The 18910-nt window shown below is 70.2% G+C and carries 13 protein-coding genes and 1 tRNA gene; 12 read left to right on the top strand and 2 right to left on the bottom strand.

What is annotated here, in order from left to right; genetic code table 11:
* Positions 1-86: 86 nt before the first annotated feature.
* From ABT014_RS09860 to ABT014_RS09910, 11 genes are all read left to right on the top strand, one after another.
* Positions 87-159 (top strand) — tRNA-Trp (locus tag ABT014_RS09860).
* 148 nt (positions 160-307) lie between these two features.
* On the top strand, positions 308-676 hold the full coding sequence (gene secE, locus ABT014_RS09865) for a preprotein translocase subunit SecE (RefSeq protein WP_502894918.1): 369 nt from the start codon (positions 308-310) through the stop codon (positions 674-676).
* Positions 677-900: 224 nt separating this feature from the next.
* Positions 901-1797 carry a transcription termination/antitermination protein NusG gene (nusG, locus tag ABT014_RS09870; protein ID WP_350638175.1) on the top strand — a complete coding sequence of 299 codons (897 nt, stop codon included), beginning with the start codon at positions 901-903 and terminating at the stop codon, positions 1795-1797.
* Between the two features lie 162 nt (positions 1798-1959).
* Positions 1960-2394: a 50S ribosomal protein L11 gene (gene rplK, locus ABT014_RS09875; protein ID WP_350638176.1), complete on the top strand. Its 435-nt coding sequence runs from the start codon at positions 1960-1962 to the stop codon at positions 2392-2394.
* 109 nt (positions 2395-2503) lie between these two features.
* Positions 2504-3226 (top strand): 50S ribosomal protein L1, encoded by a 723-nt coding sequence (gene rplA, locus ABT014_RS09880; protein WP_350638177.1) that lies wholly within the window; start codon positions 2504-2506, stop codon positions 3224-3226.
* 233 nt (positions 3227-3459) lie between these two features.
* Positions 3460-4359 (top strand): SCO4651 family lipoprotein, encoded by a 900-nt coding sequence (locus tag ABT014_RS09885; RefSeq protein ID WP_350638178.1) that lies wholly within the window; start codon positions 3460-3462, stop codon positions 4357-4359.
* 174 nt (positions 4360-4533) lie between these two features.
* Positions 4534-5352, top strand: coding sequence for an SCO4651 family lipoprotein (locus ABT014_RS09890; protein WP_350638179.1), 819 nt, complete (start codon positions 4534-4536; stop codon positions 5350-5352).
* 394 nt (positions 5353-5746) lie between these two features.
* Entirely contained in the window at positions 5747-6310 is a 564-nt protein-coding gene (rplJ, locus tag ABT014_RS09895; protein WP_350638180.1) for a 50S ribosomal protein L10, read from the top strand.
* Positions 6311-6400: 90 nt separating this feature from the next.
* Positions 6401-6784: a 50S ribosomal protein L7/L12 gene (rplL, locus tag ABT014_RS09900; protein ID WP_350638181.1), complete on the top strand. Its 384-nt coding sequence runs from the start codon at positions 6401-6403 to the stop codon at positions 6782-6784.
* 754 nt (positions 6785-7538) lie between these two features.
* Positions 7539-11015: a DNA-directed RNA polymerase subunit beta gene (gene rpoB / locus ABT014_RS09905; protein ID WP_350638182.1), complete on the top strand. Its 3477-nt coding sequence runs from the start codon at positions 7539-7541 to the stop codon at positions 11013-11015.
* Between the two features lie 102 nt (positions 11016-11117).
* A complete protein-coding gene (locus ABT014_RS09910; protein ID WP_350638183.1) occupies positions 11118-15011 on the top strand; it encodes a DNA-directed RNA polymerase subunit beta' in 3894 nt (1297 codons plus the stop codon).
* Between the two features lie 79 nt (positions 15012-15090).
* Here ABT014_RS09910 and ABT014_RS09915 read toward each other — a convergent pair whose 3' ends face one another.
* Both ABT014_RS09915 and ABT014_RS09920 read right to left on the bottom strand, forming a co-directional pair.
* Entirely contained in the window at positions 15091-16893 is a 1803-nt protein-coding gene (locus ABT014_RS09915; protein ID WP_350638184.1) for a vWA domain-containing protein, read from the bottom strand.
* Positions 16890-17954, bottom strand: a complete 1065-nt coding sequence (locus ABT014_RS09920) for an ATP-binding protein (protein WP_350638185.1) — start codon at positions 17952-17954, stop codon at positions 16890-16892. Before ABT014_RS09920 ends, ABT014_RS09915 begins: the two co-directional genes overlap by 4 nt.
* Positions 17955-18112: 158 nt before the next feature.
* Here ABT014_RS09920 and ABT014_RS09925 point away from each other — a divergent pair, with 158 nt between their 5' ends.
* Positions 18113-18850: an SIR2 family NAD-dependent protein deacylase gene (locus ABT014_RS09925; RefSeq protein WP_350638187.1), complete on the top strand. Its 738-nt coding sequence runs from the start codon at positions 18113-18115 to the stop codon at positions 18848-18850.
* The last annotated feature ends 60 nt before the right edge of the window (positions 18851-18910 follow it).

Consider the following 18910-nt stretch of genomic DNA (forward strand, 5'->3'; position numbering starts at 1 on the left):
CCGAAGTGCGGATCCGCCGCCGCGTACCGCACGCGGCGCCCCGGATGCGGTAGGTTTGGGCGCAGTCCGGTGCCGCGAGGCGCCGAAGGGCACTAGCTCAATTGGTAGAGCACCGGTCTCCAAAACCGGCGGTTGGGGGTTCGAGTCCCTCGTGCCCTGCAGCTTGATCCGTAACGAGCCCGTTCGCTCCACAGAGCGAGCGGGCTTGATGCGGAGAGGGCCCCACCAAGCACTGCTTTCGCCGGATCGCTCGTGCGGCACACGCACGCGGGCGCGCTCGGCAGGACCCGGATTCAGGTGAGGACGAGTGACGGAGACCACGGGCTCCACCGCAACGCCTGAGAGCGGCAACCCCGAGGGGGCCGACGGCGCGGCGGACGAAACCACGCCTGCCGACGACAAGGCGCTGTCCCGACGCGAGCGCCGGCGTGCCAACAAGGCGGCCGGTGGCGACGGCGGCAGGAAGCCCGGCAAGCGGGCCAAGAAGGGCGTCTTCGCCCGGGCGGCGATCTTCTACCGCCAGATCATCGCCGAGCTGCGCAAGGTCGTCTGGCCGACCCGCAACGAGCTGATCCAGTACACCACCGTCGTGGTGACCTTCGTCATCGTGATGATGATGCTGGTCTACGGCGTCGACTACGGCTTCTCCAAGCTCAGCTTGTGGATCTTCGGCTGACCTGCTCGGCAGCCCGCGGAATCCAGCCAGTCACCACCGACCCGGGTCGGCACCGTCCACACGGACGGAGCTGCCCGGGTCGAGCTGTCTGCGCCGACCGGACGAGCCCGCTACCGTTGACTCGGTACTGTTGAGGTATCCGAGACTTTTCCGCCCGTACGCCTGCCGGCGACCGGGTGGGCCGGAGCCGTTCCATCTCCACAACCAGGAAAGAAGCAGCGACCGTGTCTGAGTCCCCCCTGTACGACGCCGACGAGACCGTCCGCGAGGCGGATGTCGCGGCCGAGGCCGACGCCGAGGCCGTCGAGGACATCCCGGACGCCGCCGACGCCGACGAGGACCAGGTCGAGGCTGCCGACGAGGCCGAGGCGGGCGAGCCCGCCGAGGAGGCCGCGGCGGACGAGGTGGCCGAGGACGAGGCCGTCGCCGAGGCCGACGACGTCGAGGAGGCCGACGAGGCCGAGCTCGCCGAGGACGCCGAGGAGGGTGCGGCGGACGAGGAGGCCGAGGGCGAGAGCGACCCGGTCGCCGAGTTCCGCGAGCAGCTGCGCCTCGCGCCGGGCGAGTGGTACGTCATCCACACCTACGCCGGCTACGAGAACCGCGTGAAGCAGAACCTCGAGCAGCGCTCGGTCTCGCTGAACGTCGAGGACCGCATCTTCGAGTCGGCCGTGCCGCAGGAAGAGGTCGTCCAGATCAAGAACGGCGACCGCAAGACCATCCGGCAGAACAAGCTCCCCGGCTACGTGCTGGTCCGGATGGAGCTGGACGCCGAGTCGTGGAACGTGGTCCGCAACACCCCGGGCGTCACCGGCTTCGTCGGCAACGCCTACGACCCGTACCCGCTGACCCTGGACGAGGTCGTCAAGATGCTCGCCCCGGACGTCGAGCGCCAGGCGGCCAAGGACGCGGGCAAGGCCTCCCCGGTCCGCCCGGTCGAGGTCCAGGTCCTCGACTTCGAGGTCGGCGACTCGGTCACCGTCACCGACGGCCCGTTCGCCACCCTGCAGGCGACCATCAACGAGATCAACCCGGACTCGAAGAAGGTCAAGGGCCTGGTCGAGATCTTCGGCCGGGAGACCCCGGTCGAGCTCTCCTTCGACCAGATCCAGAAGAACTAGTACTGAGCTTCGGATTGAGGGCGGAGCGGTTGCTCCGCCCTCAATCCGTTTTGGTCCAGCGGCGCATCCGCGTTAGCCTGGTCCGATGTGTGTCCGCCCGGCCGGGTGTCGCGCCTGCCGCGGACGCACCAGCAATCACCTCTCGGAAGGACCCGGAGAGAAATGCCTCCCAAGAAGAAGAAGATCACGGGGCTCATCAAGCTCCAGATCAACGCCGGCGCCGCGAACCCGGCCCCGCCGGTCGGCCCCGCGCTGGGCCAGCACGGCGTGAACATCATGGAGTTCTGCAAGGCCTACAACGCTGCGACCGAGTCGCAGCGCGGCATGATCGTGCCGGTGGAGATCACGGTCTACGACGACCGCTCCTTCACCTTCATCACGAAGACGCCGCCGGCCGCGCGCCTCATCCTGAAGGCCGCGGGCGTGGACAAGGGCTCGGCGGAGCCGCACAAGACCAAGGTCGCCAAGCTCACCAGCGCCCAGGTCCGCGAGATCGCCACGGTCAAGCTCCCCGACCTGAACGCCAACGACCTGGACGCCGCGGCGAAGATCATCGCCGGCACCGCCCGGTCGATGGGCATCACCGTCGAGGGCTGATCAGCCCGTCAGTCCCCCGTGGTAGGGCCCGCGCGGCCCGTACACACCACGACTCCTCCGCCCTCCTCGCCCGCCAGGGCCCGGAGGGGCCCAATCTTCAGGAGAAGCAGTGAAGCGCAGCAAGGCTCTCAAGGCCGCGGACGCCAAGGTCGACCGCAGCCGGATCTACGCTCCCCTCGAGGCCATCCGCCTCGCGAAGGAGACCTCCACCACCAAGTTCGACGGCACCGTCGAGGTTGCCATGCGTCTGGGCGTCGACCCGCGCAAGGCCGACCAGATGGTCCGCAGCACCGTGATCCTCCCGCACGGCACCGGTAAGACCGCTCGGGTCCTGGTCTTCGCGACCGGTGACCGTGCCGAGGCCGCGCGTGCTGCGGGCGCCGACATCGTGGGCTCCGACGAGCTCATCGACGAGGTCGCCAAGGGTCGTCTGGACTTCGACGCCGTCGTCGCCACCCCGGACCTCATGGGCAAGGTCGGCCGCCTCGGCCGCGTGCTCGGTCCCCGTGGTCTGATGCCGAACCCCAAGACCGGCACCGTCACCCCCGATGTCACCAAGGCTGTCAACGACATCAAGGGCGGCAAGATCGAGTTCCGCGTCGACAAGCACTCGAACCTGCACTTCATCATCGGGAAGGTCTCCTTCACCGACGAGCAGCTGGTCGAGAACTACGGCGCCGCGCTCGAGGAGGTCCTCCGGGCCAAGCCGGCCGCCGCCAAGGGCCGTTACATCAAGAAGACCGCGGTCTCCACCACGATCGGCCCCGGCATCCAGGTCGACCCGAACCGCACCCGCAACCTCCTCGTCGAGGAGGACCCGGCCTCCGTCTGAGCCCCCGTGCTCCGACCGGCCGCGTCCTGGCGCGTCTGATTCCGACCGACGGGCCCGCACCCCCTGCAGAAGGGGGTGCGGGCCCGTCGGCGTTCCCGGGGCGCGGCCGTGGCAGGACGGTTGCACATCCGGATCAGGACCTGTCGCCCGAATCGGCTAGAGTCCGGGGCGCAATAAGTATGAGAGAAACATTAAGAGGGGGAACTGTGCGTAACCTTCGGATCGCTTCCGCAGTGGTCGTCTCCACCGTGCTCATCGGCGCCCTGTCGGCCTGCAACAGCGGGGACAAGAAGTCCGGCGCCGACGCCGCCGCCGCGCCGTCCGGTGCGGCCGCCTCGGCCGGCGCCTCCGCCGGGGGCTCCGCGGGCGGATCGGCTCCCGCGGCCGGCGCGAAGGACCTGGACCCGAAGGCCGCCCTCGCCGCCTCGGCCGCCGTGATGGAGAAGGCCGGCAACGCCAAGCTCGTGATGACCGGCGCCACCCCCGACGACAGCGGCACCGGCCTGTTCGCCTGGAAGAGCCCGCAGGCGCTGGAGCTCTCGGTGCAGGACGAGGGCAAGGAGACCAAGGTCCTGTTCGCGGGCGACGTCATGTACGTCGGCGTCGACGCCGAGATGGGCGCGATGTTCCCGGGCAAGAAGTGGCTGAAGCTGGACCCGAAGGCCGGCAGCGCCGCCCCCGGCATGGAGGACCTGAACGCCTTCGGCAGCATGCTGCAGCTGCTCAACCCGGCCGTCGAGCTGGCCGCCAACGCGCAGGCCGGCAAGCTCAGCAAGGTCGGCCCGGAGAAGGTCGACGGCGTCGACACCGTGCACTACAAGAGCACCATCGCCGCCAAGGACCTGGTCGCCGCGATGACCGGCCTGAGCGACGCGCTGAAGGCCTCGGTCCTCAAGGAGCTCACCTCGACCGGCACGGAGTCCACCATGGACTTCTGGATCAACGCCCAGGGCGAGCTGGTCCAGATGGGCGGCACCGACCTGAGCCCCGGCAAGGGCGCGGCCTCGGCCGCGGCGAACGCCGTCACCACCCTCAAGTACACCGACCTGGGCAAGGCGGCCGTGCCGGCCGCCCCGCCGGCCGGTGAGGTGGCGGACATGTCCGAGCTGCTGAAGAGCCTCGGCACCAGCTGAACCACCAGCTGAACCACCCGGCGGGCCGCCGACGGCGGCCCGCACGGCCCCGGGCGCGGCGCTCCGCCGCGCCCGGGGCCGTTCCCGGCCCGCGCCCGGGCGGAGCCGCCGGGATGCCCGGTGGGCGGGCATGACAGGGTGGGGAACGAGCAATCGAAGCAGGGAGGACACCGCATGCCGGTCCGGCGCAAGGCCGCGGTCACGGCGCTGGTGCTGCTGCTGGCCGGCGCGGCCGGGTGCGGCGGGGCCGCACAGCCCGGCCCCGGCCCCACGGCCAGCACCCCGGCCGCCAGCTCCGCGCTCGCCACTCCCACCGACCGCTCGCCGCACGGTGTGCTGCTCTCCGCCCAGCTGGCCATGCACGACGCCCGGCGGGCCAAGTTCCGGCTGCCCCAGCAGGGCGCGGACGGCATGATCTTCTGGGCCCCCAAGACCGGCCTGCGGCTCAACCGGCCGACCACCACCGAGCAGCTGATCGTCCTGGACACCGCGGCCTACCTGGGCGGCGACCCGGAGGCGGCGGCGCGGCTGGGCGGCCGGCACTGGGAGAAGTACGGCGGCGCCGGCAGCAAGGACACCCCGTACGCGGGGCTGATCGACCAGCTCAACCCGGTGGTGGCGCTCACCGCGGCCTGTGCGGCCGAGGACCCGGAGCTGGTCGGCGAGGAGGAGCTCCAGGACGCCACCGTGACCCACCTGCGGGTGACCATCGGCGTCGCCGGGTACGTGGCCGCGCAGACCCAGCTGAGCGAGTCCCGCCGGCAGGCGCTGGCCGAGACCCTGGGCGCCGACAGCGGCCGGGTGCTCACCCTGGACCTCTGGCTGAACGACAAGGACCAGCTGGTCCAGCTCCGCCGCACCGGCCAGGCCGGGAGCACCGCGGCCACCGTGGCGTACAGCGAGATCGCCGGCCCGCTGTCGCTCCAGGCGCCCGCCGAGGCCGACACCGTCGACCGGACCGGCAGCGCGCTGCCGGCGCTCGGCGGCCTGTAGGTCCTCCGGCCGCCCCGCGGGGCCCGCGGGGCCTGCGAGTCGCAGGCGGCCGGAGCGGATTTGCCCGGTTCGGCAGGCGTCGAGTACGGTAGGGCTTGCCAAAGACCGCTGGTTGTCGTTCCACGCCTTCACGGGAGTGGACGACCGAAGGATCTGCGCACTGCGCAGACGGCCCGCGCAGGAGTGTTTGGAGCTTTGACTTCCGGTCCGTACGGTTCGCCGTGCGACCGTCGAGGTCGTCATGAGCCCCGTGCGACTGCGCACTGGGGCTCGATTTGTTTTTGCGGAGCATTCCGCAGGGCCTCTTCCTTCCGGCCGGTGCGTCCCAGGTGATCGATGGTCGACTCCTCAAAGGTCGGCCCGACTTCGACATCACGGAAGGAGGCGTAAGCCTATGGCAAGGCCTGACAAGGCTGCTGACGTCGCCGAGATCACGGACAAGTTCCGTGCCTCGAACGCGGCCGTGCTGACCGAGTACCGCGGTCTGACGGTGAAGCAGATGAAGAATCTGCGTCGCTCGCTGGGTGACAACGCCCAGTACGCCGTGGTGAAGAACACGCTGACCAAGATCGCGGCGAACGAAGCCGGGATCTCTGCGCTGGACGACCTGTTCGCCGGTCCGACGGCTGTCGCCTTCGTCACCGGTGACCCGGTGGAGTCGGCGAAGGCTCTGCGTGACTTCGCCAAGGACAACCCCGCTCTCATCATCAAGGGCGGTGTCCTTGACGGTAAGGCGCTGTCCGCCGATGAGATCAAGAAGCTCGCGGACCTCGAGTCCCGCGAGGTGCTGCTCGCCAAGCTGGCCGGCGGCCTGAAGGCGTCCATGGCCAAGGCCGCGGCGACCTTCCAGGCTCCGCTGGTCGAGTTCGCCCGCACCGCCGAGGCGCTGCGCGCGAAGGTCGAGCAGGGCGGTGCCGGTACGCCGGCTCCCGCCGCCGAGGACGAGGCCGCGGAGTAATTCCGCAGGCTCACGCCTCGCTGCGGGCCCGTACGCCCGCCATCCCGTACATCCGGCACCAACCTGCCGATTAAGTGGAAGGACGCCACCATGGCGAAGCTGTCCCAGGACGAGCTGCTCGCGCAGTTCGAGACCCTGACCCTGATCGAGCTCTCCGAGTTCGTCAAGGCGTTCGAGGAGAAGTTCGACGTCAAGGCTGCCGCCCCGGTCGCCGTTGCCGCCGCCGGTGGCGCTGCTGCCGCCGTCGAGGCCGTCGAGGAGCAGGACGAGTTCGACGTCATCCTCGAGTCGGCCGGCGACAAGAAGATCCAGGTCATCAAGGAGGTGCGCGCCCTGACCTCCCTCGGCCTGAAGGAGGCCAAGGACCTCGTTGACGGCACCCCGAAGCCGGTCCTGGAGAAGGTTGCCAAGGACGCCGCCGAGAAGGCGAAGGCCCAGCTCGAGGCCGCTGGCGCCAAGGTCACCGTCAAGTGACTTCTCGCCCTCTCTGAGAGGGCGCGGAGGCCGGGCCGATCACCCCTGCGGGTGGTCGGCCCGGCCTTTTTCCGTTGCCGGCCGGGCGGCCCGCCGATCGTGTGTCGCCGGTCCGGCCCAGCGTGGACTGGGCGCTGTCGGTGCGCCCCGGTATGGTGATCGCTGTCGTGGCCACCCGCCCCGGCCTCGGGTGATGTGTAACGCGCCGGGGTCCTGGAGCGATGGTCCGTGCGAGGTCCGCACTGTGGTGGGGGCCTTGACGAACGGCACCCGGCGCGCGATTCTCAAGGCGCGCGCCGCAGCGTGGATGGCGGTTCACCGTCGGCCGGAGCGCCCCGGATGGTTATTCAGGGGCCCCGCTGGGAACTGACTACATGTGAGGTGCGACGGCCCGGGAGTCCCGGGTCGTCCGGTTGTACGAGGGCAGGGCAACCCCTGCGGCGGAGCCCCTTGACAGGGGCGGCCGGCGCTCGGGTCGCGACCGGAGGGAGCGTCCGATTCGGTCTCCGAATCAGGGCTTGTCAGCAGTGTGCCTTTTGGCTACACTGTCCCTTTGCGCTGCCTGTTAGCTGCTCCGTGACTCGTCGCCCGGAGTCGGCGTTGCCCTGAAGGGGCCTGGCACCGCCTCCGTACAGCGGCTCTGACCTGGGGATTCACCCTCGGCGGGGTCGGCGGGCGGAGGTGGATCCTGGCTCGTCTAAGGTCCGGCCGGTATGCGCGTAGTGAGCTCCGAGCCCTCGGAAGGACCCCCCTCTTGGCCGCGCCGCGCAACGCCTCGAACAATTCCGCCGCATCCACCGCCCCGCTCCGCGTCTCGTTCGCGAAGATCAAGGAGCCTCTTGAGGTCCCGAACCTCCTGGCCCTGCAGACCGAGAGCTTTGACTGGCTGCTCGGCAATGCGGCCTGGAAGTCCCGGGTCGAGGCGGCCCTGGACAGTGGTCAGGACGTCCCGACCAAGTCCGGTCTGGAGGAGATCTTCGAGGAGATCTCTCCGATCGAGGACTTCTCCGGTTCGATGTCGCTGACCTTCCGCGACCACCGTTTCGAGCCGCCGAAGAACTCCATCGACGAGTGCAAGGACCGCGACTTCACCTACGCGGCCCCGCTCTTCGTCACCGCCGAGTTCACCAACAACGAGACCGGTGAGATCAAGTCCCAGACGGTCTTCATGGGCGACTTCCCGCTCATGACCAACAAGGGCACGTTCATCATCAACGGCACCGAGCGTGTCGTCGTGTCCCAGCTGGTGCGCTCTCCCGGCGTCTACTTCGACTCCAGCCTGGACAAGGTGTCCGACAAGGACATCTACTCCTGCAAGGTCATCCCCTCGCGTGGTGCCTGGCTGGAGATGGAGATCGACAAGCGCGACATGGTCGGTGTCCGCATCGACCGCAAGCGCAAGCAGTCGGTCACCGTCCTGCTCAAGGCCCTCGGCTGGACCAACGAGATGATTCTCGAGGAGTTCGGCGAGTACGAGTCGATGCGCGCCACCCTGGAGAAGGACCACACCCAGGGCCAGGACGACGCGCTGCTGGACATCTACCGCAAGCTGCGTCCGGGCGAGCCGCCGACGCGTGAGGCCGCCCAGACCCTTCTGGAGAACCTCTACTTCAACCCCAAGCGCTACGACCTCGCCAAGGTCGGCCGCTACAAGGTCAACCGCAAGCTCGGCAACGCGGAGTCGCTCGACTCCGGCGTGCTCACCGAGCCCGACATCATCGGTGCGATCAAGTACCTGGTGAAGCTGCACGCCGGCGAGGTCGAGTGGCGTGACGAGGACGGTCGCGACATCGTCGTCGAGGTCGACGACATCGACCACTTCGGCAACCGCCGCCTGCGCAACGTCGGCGAGCTGATCCAGAACCAGGTCCGCACCGGCCTCGCCCGCATGGAGCGGGTCGTGCGCGAGCGCATGACCACCCAGGACGTCGAGGCGATCACGCCGCAGACCCTGATCAACATCCGGCCGGTCGTCGCCTCCATCAAGGAGTTCTTCGGCACCAGCCAGCTGTCGCAGTTCATGGACCAGACGAACCCGCTGTCGGGCCTGACCCACAAGCGCCGCCTGTCCGCCCTCGGCCCCGGTGGTCTGTCCCGTGAGCGGGCCGGCTTCGAGGTCCGAGACGTGCACCCGTCGCACTACGGCCGCATGTGTCCGATCGAGACCCCCGAAGGCCCGAACATCGGTCTGATCGGCTCGCTCGCCTCCTACGGCCGGGTCAACGCGTTCGGTTTCATCGAGACCCCGTACCGCAAGGTCATCGACGGTGTCGTCACCGAGCAGGTCGACTACCTCACCGCCGACGAGGAGGACCGCTTCGTCATCGCGCAGGCCAACGCCCCGCTGACGGACGACCTCCACTTCGCCGAGCCCCGCGTGCTGGTCCGCCGCCGTGGCGGCGAGATCGACTACATCCCGGGCACCGAGATCGACTACATGGACGTCTCGCCGCGCCAGATGGTGTCGGTCGCGACCGCCATGATCCCGTTCCTCGAGCACGACGACGCCAACCGTGCGCTCATGGGCTCGAACATGATGCGCCAGGCGGTGCCGCTGCTGAAGAGCGAGGCCCCGCTGGTCGGCACCGGCATGGAGTACCGCTGCGCGGTCGACGCCGCCGACGTGATCACCGCCGAGAAGTCGGGCGTGGTCCAGGAGGTCTCGGCCGACTACGTCACCGTGGCCAACGACGACGGCACCTACACCACGTACCGCGCCGCCAAGTTCACCCGCTCGAACCAGGGCACCGCCTTCAACCAGAAGGTGCTCGTGGACGAGGGCTCGCGGGTCGAGGTCAACCAGGTGCTGGCCGACGGCCCCTGCACCGACGAGGGCGAGATGGCCCTCGGCAAGAACCTGCTCGTGGCCTTCATGTCGTGGGAGGGCCACAACTACGAGGACGCGATCATCCTGTCGCAGCGCCTCGTGCAGGACGACGTCCTCTCCTCGATCCACATCGAGGAGCACGAGGTCGACGCCCGTGACACCAAGCTGGGCCCCGAGGAGATCACCCGGGACATCCCGAACGTCTCCGAGGAGGTCCTCGCCGACCTCGACGAGCGCGGCATCATCCGGATCGGCGCCGACGTCGTCACCGGTGACATCCTGGTCGGCAAGGTCACGCCCAAGGGCGAGACCGAGCTGACCCCGGAGGAGCGCCTGCTGCGCGCGATCTTCGGCGAGAAGGCCCGTGAGGTCCGTGACACCTCGCTGAAGGTGCCGCACGGTGAGTCCGGCAAGGTCATCGGCGTCCGCGTCTTCGACCGCGAGGAGGGCGACGAGCTCCCCCCGGGCGTCAACCAGCTGGTCCGCGTCTACGTGGCCCAGAAGCGCAAGATCACGAACGGTGACAAGCTCGCCGGCCGTCACGGCAACAAGGGCGTCATCTCCAAGATCCTGCCGGTCGAGGACATGCCGTTCCTGGAGGACGGCACCCCGGTCGACATCATCCTGAACCCGCTGGGTGTCCCGTCCCGAATGAACCCGGGACAGGTCCTGGAGATCCACCTCGGCTGGCTCGCCAAGCAGGGCTGGGACGTCTCCGGCCTCGCGGAGGAGTGGGCCCAGCGCCTGCAGGCGATCGGCGCGGACCAGGTCGAGGGCGGCACCAACCTCGCGACCCCGGTCTTCGACGGCGCCCGCGAGGACGAGATCACCGGCATGCTGGACCACACCACGCTCACCCGCGACGGTGACCGCCTGGTGAACTCCACCGGCAAGGCCCGGCTCTTCGACGGCCGCTCCGGCGAGCCGTTCCCGATGCCGGTCTCGGTCGGCTACATGTACATCCTCAAGCTGCACCACCTGGTCGACGACAAGCTGCACGCCCGTTCGACCGGTCCGTACTCGATGATCACCCAGCAGCCGCTGGGTGGTAAGGCGCAGTTCGGTGGTCAGCGCTTCGGTGAGATGGAGGTGTGGGCCCTCGAGGCGTACGGCGCCGCGTACGCGCTGCAGGAGCTCCTCACCATCAAGTCCGACGACGTCCTCGGCCGCGTGAAGGTCTACGAGGCCATCGTCAAGGGCGAGAACATCCCCGAGCCCGGCATTCCCGAGTCCTTCAAGGTGCTCATCAAGGAAATGCAGTCGCTCTGCCTCAACGTGGAGGTGCTGTCCTCGGACGGCCAGTCCATCGAGATGCGGGACTCCGACGAGGACGTGTTCCGCGCCGCGGAGGAGCTCGGTATTGACCTGTCCCGGCGCGAGCCGAGCAGCGTCGAAGAGGTCTGACGGAGGCCGGGTCGGCTGCCCCTCCTAGGCAGCCGGCCCGCCCCCAGGCCCCCCTCAGACCACAGACAAACTCTCGAATTACGAAAGAGGGCTTGACGACCAGTGCTTGACGTCAACTTCTTCGACGAGCTCCGCATCGGCCTGGCCACCGCCGACGACATCCGCCAGTGGTCCCACGGCGAGGTCAAGAAGCCGGAGACCATCAACTACCGCACGCTGAAGCCGGAAAAGGATGGCCTTTTCTGCGAGAAGATCTTCGGTCCCACCCGGGACTGGGAGTGCTACTGCGGTAAGTACAAGCGCGTCCGCTTCAAGGGCATCATCTGTGAGCGCTGCGGCGTCGAGGTGACCCGCGCCAAGGTGCGCCGTGAGCGGATGGGCCACATCGAGCTGGCCGCCCCGGTCACCCACATCTGGTACTTCAAGGGTGTCCCGTCCCGCCTGGGCTACCTGCTGGACCTGGCGCCGAAGGACCTCGAGAAGGTCATCTACTTCGCCGCCTACATGATCACCTGGGTGGACGACGAGCGTCGCCAGCGCGACCTGCCGTCCCTCGAGGCGCACATCTCGGTCGAGCGCCAGCAGATCGAGAACCGCCGCGACGCCGACCTGGAAGGCCGGGCCAAGAAGGCCGAGACCGACCTGGCCGAGCTCGAGGCCGAGGGTGCCAAGGCCGACGTGCGCCGCAAGGTGCGCGAGGGTGCCGAGCGCGAGATGAAGCAGCTGCGCGACCGCGCCCAGCGCGAGCTGGACCGCCTCGACGAGGTGTGGGCCCGCTTCAAGAACCTCAAGGTCCAGGACCTCGAGGGCGACGAGCTGCTCTACCGCGAGCTGCGCGACCGCTTCGGCACCTACTTCTCCGGCTCGATGGGCGCCGCGGCGCTCAAGGACCGCCTGGAGAGCTTCGACCTCGCCGAGGAGGCCGAGCGCCTCCGCGAGATCATCCGCACCGGCAAGGGCCAGAAGAAGACCCGTGCGCTCAAGCGCCTCAAGGTCGTCTCCGCGTTCCTGCAGACCAGCAACAAGCCCAAGGGCATGGTGCTGGACTGCGTCCCGGTCATCCCGCCGGACCTGCGTCCGATGGTGCAGCTGGACGGTGGCCGCTTCGCGACCTCCGACCTGAACGACCTGTACCGCCGCGTGATCAACCGCAACAACCGCCTGAAGCGGCTTCTCGACCTCGGCGCGCCCGAGATCATCGTGAACAACGAGAAGCGCATGCTCCAGGAGGCCGTCGACGCGCTCTTCGACAACGGCCGTCGTGGTCGCCCGGTCACGGGCCCCGGCAACCGTCCGCTGAAGTCGCTGTCCGACATGCTCAAGGGCAAGCAGGGTCGTTTCCGTCAGAACCTGCTCGGCAAGCGCGTCGACTACTCGGCCCGTTCGGTCATCGTCGTCGGCCCGCAGCTCAAGCTGCACCAGTGCGGTCTGCCCAAGGCCATGGCGCTGGAGCTCTTCAAGCCGTTCGTGATGAAGCGCCTGGTCGACCTGAACCACGCGCAGAACATCAAGTCGGCCAAGCGCATGGTCGAGCGCGCCCGCCCCGTGGTGTGGGACGTCCTCGAAGAGGTCATCGCCGAGCACCCGGTGCTGCTGAACCGTGCGCCCACCCTGCACCGCCTCGGCATCCAGGCCTTCGAGCCGCAGCTGGTCGAGGGCAAGGCCATCCAGATCCACCCGCTCGTCTGCACCGCGTTCAACGCGGACTTCGACGGTGACCAGATGGCCGTCCACCTGCCGCTCTCCGCGGAGGCGCAGGCCGAGGCCCGCATCCTGATGCTGTCCTCGAACAACATCCTGAAGCCGGCCGACGGTCGCCCCGTCACCATGCCGACCCAGGACATGGTGCTCGGTCTGTTCTTCCTCACCTCGGACCGCGACGAGGTGAAGGGCGCCGGCCGCTCCTTCTCCTCGACCGCCGAGGCGATCATGGCCTTCGACGCCCGCGAGCTGGACGTCCAGGCCGCCATCGACCTGCGCCTGCCCGCCGGCACCGTGCCGCCGCGCGGCTGGACCGTGCCGGTGGACGAGGAGGGTCAGCCGACCTGGTTCGAGGGCGAGTCGTTCCGGCTCGGCACCACCCTCGGCCGGGCGCTCTTCAACGAGCTGCTGCCGGAGAACTACCCGTTCGTCGACTACGAGGTGGGCAAGAAGCAGCTCTCCGCGATCGTCAACGACCTGGCCGAGCGCTACCCCAAGGTCGTCGTCGCCGCGACGCTGGACAACCTGAAGGCGGCCGGCTTCCACTGGTCGACCCGTTCCGGTGTCACCGTCTCGATCTCGGACGTCATCGTCCCGCCGAGCAAGCCCCAGATCCTCGAGGGCTACGAGGCGCAGGCGGAGAAGGTCCAGAAGCAGTACGAGCGCGGTCTGATCACCAACGACGAGCGCAAGAGCGAGCTCATCGGCATCTGGACCCGCGCGACCAACGAGGTCGCCGAGGCCATGTCCGCGAACTTCCCGAAGACCAACCCCATCTTCATGATGGTGGACTCGGGTGCCCGTGGAAACATGATGCAGATGCGGCAGATCGCCGGTATGCGTGGTCTGGTGTCGAACGCCAAGAACGAGACCATCCCGCGTCCCATCAAGGCCTCGTTCCGTGAGGGCCTGTCCGTGCTGGAGTACTTCATCTCCACCCATGGTGCCCGTAAGGGTCTGGCCGACACCGCCCTGCGTACCGCCGACTCCGGCTACCTCACCCGTCGTCTGGTCGACGTCTCCCAGGACGTCATCATTCGCGAGGAGGACTGCGGCACCGAGCGCGGCCTCAAGCTGCCGATCGGTTCCGTGGGTGCGGACGGCATCCTGCGCAAGGCCGACGACGTCGAGACCAGCGTCTACGCCCGCATGCTCGCCGAGGACATCACGGTGGACGGCAAGCTCCTTGCCACCGCCAACACCGACCTCGGTGACGTGCTGATCGACGAGCTGATCCGGCACGGCATCAGCGAGGTCAAGACCCGCTCGATCCTCACCTGTGAGTCGGCGGTCGGCACCTGCGCCATGTGCTACGGCCGCTCGCTGGCCACCGGCAAGCTGGTCGACATCGGTGAGGCGGTCGGCATCATCGCCGCCCAGTCCATCGGTGAGCCCGGTACCCAGCTGACCATGCGTACCTTCCACACCGGTGGTGTGGCCGGTGACGACATCACCCAGGGTCTGCCGCGTGTCGTCGAGCTCTTCGAGGCGCGTACCCCGAAGGGTGTCGCCCCGGTCTCCGAGGCCGACGGCCGGGTCCGCATCGAGGACACCGAGAAGACCCGCAAGATCGTCGTCACCCCCGACGACGGCACCGACGAGATCGCCTACCCGATCTCGAAGCGCATCAAGCTGCTGGTCAGCGAGGGCGAGGCGGTCTCCGTCGGCCAGAAGCTGACGGCCGGCACGATGAACCCGCACGACGTCCTGCGCATCATGGGCCAGCGTGCCGTCCAGATCCACCTGGTGGCCGAGGTCCAGAAGGTCTACAACTCGCAGGGTGTGTCGATCCACGACAAGCACATCGAGATCATCATCCGGCAGATGCTCCGCCGCGTGACGATCATCGAGTCGGGCGACGCCGAGCTGCTCCCGGGCGAGCTCGTCGAGCGTGGGCGCTTCGAGACCGAGAACCGTCGCGTGGTGTCCGAGGGCGGCCACCCCGCCTCCGGCCGTCCGCAGCTGATGGGTATCACCAAGGCCTCGCTGGCCACCGAGTCCTGGCTGTCGGCCGCCTCCTTCCAGGAGACGACCCGGGTGCTCACCGACGCGGCGATCCACGCCAAGTCGGACCCGCTGCTGGGCCTCAAGGAGAACGTCATCCTCGGTAAGCTCATCCCGGCCGGTACGGGTCTGCCCCGCTACCGCAACATCCGGGTCGAGCCGACCGAGGAGGCCAAGGCCGCGATGTACTCGGCCGTCGGCTACGACGACTACGACCTGTCGCCCTTCGGCGCCGGCTCCGGCCAGGCGGTCCCGCTGGACGACTACGACTACGGCCCGTACACCGGCTGAGTCCACGGTCACGCCGCAGGGCGGTCACCCCACCAGGGGTGGCCGCCCTGCGGCGTTCGCGGGTCCGGCGGCGCGCGGGTCAGTGCACGGCGAAGAGCGGGCCGCGGGCCGTGAACGGGAGGGCGGCGCCCCGGGGGAGCAGGTAGGCGTGCTCGCGGCGGATCCGCAGCACGTCGCACTCGCCGTCGGTGATGACCAGGACGGGCGCGCCGGGCGGGAAGTCCTCCGCCCGCTCCAGCAGGTCGATGCCGGGCTGCAGGGCGGTGCCGCCCCGGCCGCGGACCCGGACCCGGCCGGCGATCTGCTCGGGCGGCAGGTACCCGGCGTCGTACGCGGCGGCGTCGCAGAACACCACCCGGGCGGCCGGGACCTCGCGGGCCGCGGCGTAGGAGGCGATCGCGCCGAGCGCCTTGCCGAGCAGCCGGCGGTCCATCGAGCCGGAGGTGTCCAGGACGACGCCGAAGGTGCAGCGGGCCACCTCCTCCGGCGGGAAGTACCGTCCGGCCCGCGGGATGTCCGGGGTGGCGGCCTGGCGGCGCGAGGGGCGCGCGTAGCTGCGGTGCGCGACCGGGGAGGGCACGTACGCGTCGAACCAGCGGGCCAGCCGGGCGTCCCAGGGCAGTGGCGGGTGGGCGAGGGCGCGGATCTCCTCGACCAGGCCGGCGGGGAGCAGCCCGCGTTCGCGCCGGTGCAGCTCGAAGCCCTGCTGGAGGCCGCGGCGGTAGAAGGTGTCCAGGTCGACGTAGTCGCGCGGGGGGCCGAGCGGCTCGCCGAGCAGGTCGGGCCGCCCCTTGCCGGCCAGGGTGGCGAGGCGGCGGATCCGGCGCTGGTCGCGGACGATCCGGTCGTAGACCTCCTCGGCCGACAGGCCGGCCAGCGCGGGGTCGTGCAGCAGGCCCTCGGGCATCTCGCCGACGCCCATCTCCAGCAGCCAGCCGTTGATCACGTAGTCGGCGGCGACGTTGAACAGGAACGGGTCGCGGGCCCCGCAGCGGTCGCCGTGCCGCAGGGCGGCGTGCAGCATCTCGTGGGCGAGGACGAACCGCCACTCCAGGTCGGTGTGGTGGCGCAGCGGGTTGAGGTAGATCTCGCCGGCCTCGGCGTTGACGGCGGCGACGGCGATGCCCTGGGCGCGGGCCAGTTCGGCGTCGGCGACCAGGGTGATGCCGGCGGCCAGGCCGCCGAGCAGCGGGTAGGAGGAGATGAACCAGTTGAGCGCCCGGTGCCAGGGCCGCTCGGGGACGCGCTCGCCGGTCAGCTCGTCGCGGCGGCCGCCGGCCACGTCCATCGCGGCGGACATGGTGCGGGTGAGCGCGGCGGCGAAGGCCAGCGTCCAGTCCTCGGGCGGGCGCTGCCGGTCCCAGGGCAGCAGCAGTTGGTCGCCGCCGGCGCCGCCCGGGTTCGGCAGCGGCGGCGGGCCGTCACGGCGCCAGCGGGCGGCGAGCTCCTCCTCGTCCCCGCCGGGGAGCGCGGGCAGGTCGAACGGGGCGCGTCCGGGGCCGAAGGTGGCCTGGAAGCGGATCACCACCGCGCAGCGGGCGGCCAGGTCGTGCTGGTCGGGCGGGGTGCGGCGGCCCTCGGCGGCCGGGACGTGGCCGAAGCCGAGGTGGAGCAGGCAGTGCGCCAGCACCCAGGCCCACTCGGCGGGTTCGGCCCGGCGGCGGGGGTTCGCGTGCACGGTGCCGTTGGAGTCGGCGACGGCCCAGCCGTCGGTGGGGCACCGCGCGCACTCGGGCGACCGGCAGATCCGGGCGTCCACCGCGGCGAGCGCGTGGTTGGCCTGCAGCAGCCGGACGCCGGCGGCGAAGGCCTCGGCGGTCGGGTCGGCGGCCGGCTCCTCGGCCCGGCCGGCCCGGCCCGTCCGGCGGGTGCGGGGTGTCACCGGCGGGCCTCGACCAGGCGGGGCATGTCGCGGGCGGCCTCGACCAGGAACCAGGCGGGCAGCACGGGGTTGCCGTCCGGCCCGTCCGCGATCACGGTCTGGGCCACCTCGACGGAGATCTCGGCCAGCTGGACCAGCAGGGTCTTGGCCCGGTAGGCGGTCTGCCGCAGCGCGTTGGAGGCGTGCTCCTTGCGGGCGGGCAGTTCCTTGACCAGGCGGGTGCGGAAGGAGTCGGCCAGGTAGTGGAGCAGGTCGCGGTCCTCCGGCCGGTGCGGCCAGCGGGCGTCGCCCTTGAGGATCGCGTCCAGGCCGTAGGAGTTGCGGACGATCTTGGCGTAGCCGCAGAAGCCGACCGCGTGCTGCGGGGTGAGCAGCCCGTGCGCGAGCACCTTGAGGGTGGGCTCCTCCAGGGTCGGGCCGAAGGAGTGCAGGGCGTCGGAGAGCATGTGCCAGGCGCGCGGGGTGGAGAACGGCTCCTCGGTCCTGGGCGGCGCCGACCAGAGGTGGTCGGGGCGGTCCGTCAGGTAGTCGGTGACCCAGGGGTGGATGCCGTGGCCGGCGGCCCAGCGCAGCCAGTCGGTGGCGCTGGCCCGCAGGTGTACGTGGACCAGCCGGTTGACCAGGGCGGAGGCCATCGGGCGGGCCAGCGCGCCGTCGGTGGCGCGGTTGCCGGCGCCGATCACGATCGAGCCGGGCGGCAGCTCGTATGAGCCGATCCGGCGGTCCAGGATCAGCGAGTAGAAGGCCTTCTGGACGTCCGGGGTGGCCGCGTTGAGCTCGTCCAGGAACAGGCAGTACGGCTCGTCGCGGGCGATCGACTCCGGCGGGCAGAACCGGGAGCGGCCCTGCGGGGTGATCTGCGGGACGCCGATCAGGTCCTCCGGGGCCAGCTGGGTGCCGATCAGGCTCACGCACTCCAGCCCCAGCGAGTCGGCGAACTCCCGTACCAGCGAGGACTTCCCGATGCCCGGCGCTCCCCACAGGAACACCGGCCGGACGGTGGCCAGGCCGAGCAGCAGCTCGGGGACCTCGGACGGTGAGACGGCGACGGCACCCTGCACGGAACTCCTCCGGGTCGTGGATTCCCGTGCAGTCTGGGGCCGTCGGAGCCCGGCCGCACCCGGTTTTCGGGGCGGCGCCCACCTGGGCGACAGCCCCGCGCCCGGCCGCGCGCAAACCGGTCGCGCCCACGGCGGCCCGGCCCGTACCGTCCGGGGGTGTGAACGCGAACCGCCCCCTGATCGCCGTCCTGACCGGCGCGGGCATCTCCACCGACTCCGGCATCCCCGACTACCGCGGCCCGAACGGCCTGTGGCAGCGCGATCCGAGCGCGCAGGAGCTGGTCACCATCGGTCCGTACCGGGCCGATCCCGAGGTGCGCCGTCGGGCCTGGCAGCTGCGCGCGCGGACCGGTGCGCTCGCGGCCGAGCCCAACCCGGGCCACCTGGCGCTGGTCGAGCTGGAGCGCAGCGGGCTGCCGGTGCGGGTGCTCACCCAGAACGTCGACGGTCTGCACCAGCGGGCCGGACTCCCCGCGCGCAAGGTGCTCGAACTGCACGGCACCGCGCACCAGGTGCAGTGCCTGCGCTGCCGGGTGCGCAGCGCGATGGCGGCCGCCCTGGAGCGGGTGGCCGCGGGCGAGCCGGACCCGGCCTGCCCGGACTGCGGCGGGGTGCTCAAGCCCTGCACGGTGATGTTCGGCGAGACCCTGGACCCGGCGGTGCTGGGGCAGGCCGAGGCCATCGCCAAGGCCTGCGACCTGTTCGTCGCCGTCGGCAGCACCCTGCAGGTGCACCCGGTGGCCGCGCTGCCCGGGATCGCGCTGGAGCACGGCGCCCGGCTGATCGTGATGAACGCCGAGCCCACCCCGTACGACCCGGCGGCCGACGAGCTGATCCGCGAGCCGATCTCCACCGCGCTGCCGGAACTGGTGCGCCGGCTGATCGCGGGGGAGTGATCGCCCCCGGGCAACCCCGCTGGAACGGCCGGCCGGGACCGAAAGGATCGGCCGCCGGGT

Source organism: Kitasatospora sp. NPDC094015 (assembly GCF_040304075.1).
Taxonomy (GTDB): domain Bacteria; phylum Actinomycetota; class Actinomycetes; order Streptomycetales; family Streptomycetaceae; genus Kitasatospora.